We start from the raw sequence: 4,751 nt of genomic DNA, 5'->3' as shown, positions 1-4,751 counted from the left end.
GCCGGGGGCGTCGGCTCCGCGTAGGCGCGCCGCCGGGCGGCGGGCGCGACGGCGGCGACCGAGGTGACGGCGGCGGCCGAGGTGGCGGCCGCGACCGAGGCGACGGCCGGCGGCACCGAGAGCACCGTCATCCGGGGCACCCGCGGCCGCCGGCCCCGCAGCAGGTGCCGCAGGCCCGGGACGAGCGCGAGGTGGACGACGGCGACGCCGACCACGGCGAGCAGGATGTGGTCCACGTTGAGGACGTGCCCGGGTGCCCAGGAGGAGAGGAACTCCAGCGCGGTCGCCAGCAGCGCGGAGGCGCCGGTGGTGCGCAGGAAGGACGGCAGCCAGGGGGCCCGGAGCCGGCCGCCGGCCAGCGGCAGCAGGACCCCGAGCGGGGCCAGCAGCAGGAGTTCGCCGACCACCTGCCAGCCGCTGGAGGAGCGGAGCGAGGCGAACGGCGTCAGGTTGGCGTCGTACACCCAGGCCACCGGCAGCGGTCTCAGCACCAGCCAGAGCACCAGTGCCAGGTGGCCGGTGAGGCCCGCCAGTCCGGCCAACCGGAGGGGACGGTGGACGGCCGCCGCCGGGTTGCTCTCGGTCCCCGCGCCGGAACGCTCGTCGCGTGTCCTGGTGCCATCTCGCTGCACGGGGGGAAGGACGTGGGCCGACGTCACGTCGGTTCCACACCCGGCGTGAACATTCCCAAACGCGCCCCCGAACCCCCCTTCCCGCCCTCCTCCCGCCCCTTTCCGGCGGCCTGCTCGCAGCGCGGGCTACCGGCAGGGCGAGGCCGTCGGCACCGCGCTGAACACGTTGTCCGGCGGCGGGCTGCCCGGCGCCACCGGGGTCGGCGACGGGCTCGGGCTCACGGCCGCCTTGGTGCCGCGGGTCGGGGACACGGTCGGGGCCGGGCCCGGCGGGGTGGCCAGGGCCGCCGGTATGTGCGGGGAGGTCGGGCAGGCCGTCCGGCTGGCGGGCGCGCCGGCGTCGACCGGCACGGCGGTCGGCCGGATGCCGCAGCCGGAGGCCAGTGCGACCAGCAGCAGCACGCCGGCGCCGCGGCGCAGGACGGTGCGGGGGACAACGGTGTCGGTGGGGCTGGTCACGTGGCGTCCTTGTCCTCGGCGGCGTCGCCGGCGGGGCCGCCCTCGGCCTCGCCCGCGGACGGCGGAGGCGGCGGGGCCAGCGGCAGCGTCAGGGTGAACACCGCGCCGACCTCCCCGTTCGCCGCCGTGATCGTTCCCCCGTGTATCTGCGCGTTGGCCATCGCGATCGACAGGCCGAGGCCGCTGCCCTCCGAGCGCGCCCGCCCCCGGTCCGCCTTGTAGAAGCGGTCGAAGACGTGCGGCAGCACGTCCTCCGGAATGCCCGGGCCGCTGTCGGAGACCTCGACCACGACCGACTCCCCGTCCTGCCGGACCTTGACCCGCACCGGCGAGCCGCCGTGCTTCAGCGCGTTGCCGATCAGGTTGGCGAAGACCACGTCGAGCCGACGCGGGTCGACCACGGCCAGGATGCCGCGCGGGGCGTCCAGTTCGACCGCGTCGTACCAGGCCCGCCCGTCGATGCAGGACATGATCAGGTCGGCGATGTCCACCTCGTCGGCGACCAGCTTGGCGGTGCCGGCGTCGAAGCGGGTCACCTCCATCAGGTTCTCCACCAGGTCGGACAGCCGCCGGGTCTCGCTGACCACGAGCCGGACGGCCGGCTCGATCATCGGGTCCAGCGACTCGGCCTCGTCCTCCAGGATGTCCGTCACGGCGGTCATCGCGGTCAGCGGGGTGCGCAGCTCGTGCGACATGTCGGCGACGAACCGCCGGCTCTGCGCCTCGCGCGCGCTCAGCTCCTCGACCTGCTCGTGCAGCTGCTCCGCCGTCCGGTTGAAGGTCCGCGCCAGGTCGGCGAGTTCGTCCGAGCCGTCGACCTCCAGCCGGGTGTCCAGGTGCCCCTCGCCGAGCCGCCGGGCGGCGTCGCCGAGCCGCTTGACCGGCCGCAGCACGGTCGCCGAGGCGGCCTGGGCGAGCAGCGCCGAGCCGATCAGCGCGAACAGCGTGGCGATGGCCAGCGACCAGCCCAGCGTGTTGAGGTCGGCCCGCTCGTTCTCCAGCGACTTGAACATGTACGCCGTCGGGCCGTTCGGCACCACCTTGGTGCCGCCGATCACGAACGGCCGGCCCTCCAGGTTCTGCCGCTGCCAGTACAGGTGGTACGGGTACGGGTTGTTCTCGGTGATCTCGCGCGGCTTGGCGACGGTGGACTGCAGCGCGGTCGGCACGTCGGCCAGCGTGAAGTGTGCGGGGTCGGAGGAGGCCGGGCACTCCGGGTGCGCCGCGTCGACCACCACCACGTCGTACGTCAGGCCGGAGCTGGCCACGGTGGACGCCAGCCCGGCCAGGTCCTGGCAGGTCGCGTTCAGCGGCAGGTCGGAGACGTTGCGGGTGAGCGAGACCCGGAAGTCGTTCAGCACGGTGTTCTGGGCGCGCTTGAGCACCGCGTCGCGGTTCAGCCAGTACGCGATGCCGGAGGCCGAGACGGCGGCGAGCAGCGCGACGGCCGCGAACACCGCGATCAGCCGCACCCGCAGGGAGCGCAGCCGACGCCACCGGCCCGTCGAGAACCGCCGGGCAGTCGTCTGATGGTCAGTCACAAGAGCCTGTCGTGGTACGGGAGTTCAGAGGTCGGGGAGGGGCCGGCGGCCGGGTCGCGGGTCAGGCCGGCGGGTCCAGCCGGTAGCCCACCCCGCGGACGGTGCGGATCAGCGTCGGCGCGGACGGCACGTCCTCGACCTTGGCCCGCAGCCGCTGCACGCACGCGTCCACCAGGCGGGAGTCGCCGAGGTAGTCGTGCTCCCAGACCAGCCGCAGCAGCTGCTGGCGGGAGAGCGCCTGGCCGGGGCGGCGGCTGAGCTCCAGCAGCAGCCGCAGCTCGGTCGGGGTGAGCTGGAGGTCCAGTCCGTCCTTGGTGACGGTCATCGCCGCGCGGTCGATCACCACGGTGCCGTAGGCCGAGGAGTCCGAGCTCTCCCGCTCGCCGCGCCGCAGCACCGCCCGGATCCGGGCGTCCAGCACCCGCGGCTGCACCGGTTTCACGACGTAGTCGTCGGCGCCGGACTCCAGGCCCACCACCACGTCGATGTCGTCCGAGCGGGCGGTCAGCAGGATGATCGGCAGCTGGTCGGTGCGGCGGATCCGGCGGCACACCTCGAAGCCGTCGATGCCGGGCAGCATCACGTCGAGCACGATCAGGTCGGGCCGCTGCTCCTTGAAGAGACGCAGACCGTCCTCACCGGAGGCGGCGGTGGCCACGCGGTGGCCCTGGCGGGTGAGGGCGAGTTCGAGGCCGGTCCGGATGGCGTCGTCGTCCTCGATCAGAAGGAGGAAAGGCACGGCCCCATTTTGGCCCACCGGCAGCGCCGAATCACCCCCCGGATCACCCACCGTCCTTCCGGGAACCGGAACGGACGCCACCGGCGTCAGGTTCACAGGGGGGCGGTCCGGGACATTCGGACGGCTCCTGTGACACCCCTGTGACAGTCGGCGGACAGCGCCATCACAACCGGCGGGCAGGATTTTCCATGTCGCCGCAGGACAGCGGGCCGCAAGGCCGGCTGAAGGGCGGCTACCGGAACCGCTCGTACCGACCCAGGGGGCGCACGATGAACGCCATGCTTCAGACCCGGACCAACCCGGCTGTCCGCACCGCGCGTTCGTCAGCCACGTCCCACCGGACCCGGTACGAGGTCAGGACCGACGAGAACTCCGGTGCCGTGACCGTGCGGGGGTGCGCGCACAGCACCGGTGGAAACCCTGTCGTCCGTCGGGTGAGCGGCGGCGGCAGGACGGGGGAGCTGTACGGGATCGGCCGTCTGGGGAGTTCGGCCGACTCCGCCACCACCCTCACGCTGCGGGGCGTCATCCCCGTCCGCGTCGAGGGCAAGGACGCCCCGGGGGGCAACCGGGGGACCGGGGGGAACGGTCTGCGGACGGTCGGTTCGGGGGAGCCGACCGGTCGCGAGGCCGCCGGTGCGACGCTGCTGCGGCTGAACCCCGCGGCGGCCCGCACCACCGAGGCCGGGCAGGGAGGCGCGCAGGGGGAGCACCCGGCCGTCGCGGAGGACCACATCACGGAGTTCACCGCGTACGTCCGCGAGCGCCGCGCCTCCCTGTACGCTACGGCCTACCACCTGACCGGTGACCGCTACGAGGCCGAGGACCTGCTGCAGAGCGCGCTCTTCAGCACCTACCGGGCCTGGGGCCGGATCACCGACAAGGCCGCGGTCGGGGGCTACCTCCGCCGCACCATGACCAACCTGCACATCTCCGCCTGGCGGCGCCGCAAGGTCAACGAGTACCCGACCGAGGAGCTGCCGGAGACGGCCGGCGACACCGACGCGATGGGCGGCACCGAGCTGCGCACCGTGCTCTGGCAGGCGCTGGCGAAGCTGCCGGAGAACCAGCGCACCATGCTGGTGCTGCGGTACTACGAGGGCAAGACCGACCCGGAGATCGCCGACGTGTTGGGGATCAGCGTCGGCACGGTCAAGAGCAGCATCTGGCGCGCCCTGCGCCGGCTGCGCGAGGACGAGCACCTGAACAAGTCCGGCGACACCGTCCGGGCGTTCGGCGAGCTGGTCGCGTAACGAGGACTCCCGTCGGGGGACGGGAAGCGGACGGTCACGGTCCGGGGGCAGCGGCTCGGGGGAGCACGCCCGTGGGGGAGCCGAAGACCGTTCGGGGAAGGCGAAGGGCCCGGTGCGGGGGAGACGC

Annotated in this window: 5 protein-coding genes; 1 reads left to right on the top strand and 4 read right to left on the bottom strand. The window is 73.7% G+C overall.

Features of this window, described 5'->3' with window-relative positions:
• The 4 genes from ACFU6K_RS31645 to ACFU6K_RS31630 all read right to left on the bottom strand — a co-directional run.
• The coding region (locus ACFU6K_RS31645) for a VanZ family protein (protein WP_380668859.1) at positions 1 to 542 on the bottom strand (542 nt) is incomplete at its 3' end.
• Between the two features lie 216 nt (positions 543 to 758).
• Positions 759 to 1,091, bottom strand: a complete 333-nt coding sequence (locus ACFU6K_RS31640) for a hypothetical protein (RefSeq protein WP_380668857.1) — start codon at positions 1,089 to 1,091, stop codon at positions 759 to 761.
• Entirely contained in the window at positions 1,088 to 2,632 is a 1,545-nt protein-coding gene (locus ACFU6K_RS31635) for an ATP-binding protein (RefSeq protein WP_380668855.1), read from the bottom strand. The genes ACFU6K_RS31640 and ACFU6K_RS31635 overlap by 4 nt, the downstream gene beginning before the upstream one ends.
• Positions 2,633 to 2,693: 61 nt before the next feature.
• Positions 2,694 to 3,371, bottom strand: a complete 678-nt coding sequence (locus ACFU6K_RS31630) for a response regulator transcription factor (RefSeq protein ID WP_049654100.1) — start codon at positions 3,369 to 3,371, stop codon at positions 2,694 to 2,696.
• Between the two features lie 278 nt (positions 3,372 to 3,649).
• Between ACFU6K_RS31630 and ACFU6K_RS31625 the strand changes: the two genes are divergently transcribed.
• The gene (locus tag ACFU6K_RS31625; RefSeq protein WP_380668853.1) at positions 3,650 to 4,624 is read left to right on the top strand and encodes a SigE family RNA polymerase sigma factor; all 975 of its coding nucleotides are present in this window, start codon (positions 3,650 to 3,652) and stop codon (positions 4,622 to 4,624) included.
• Positions 4,625 to 4,751 lie beyond the last annotated feature (127 nt).

This window comes from Kitasatospora sp. NPDC057512, assembly GCF_042802135.1.
Taxonomy (GTDB): domain Bacteria; phylum Actinomycetota; class Actinomycetes; order Streptomycetales; family Streptomycetaceae; genus Kitasatospora.
The sequence above is the reverse complement of the archived record's forward strand: the minus strand, read 5'-3'. Positions and strand labels throughout refer to the sequence as shown.

What these genes read in the sequence shown, in the direction of transcription:
- ACFU6K_RS31625 (WP_380668853.1), top strand. Translation starts at nt 3,650, where the DNA reads ATGCTTCAGACCCGGACCAACCCGGCTGTCCGCACCGCGCGTTCGTCA.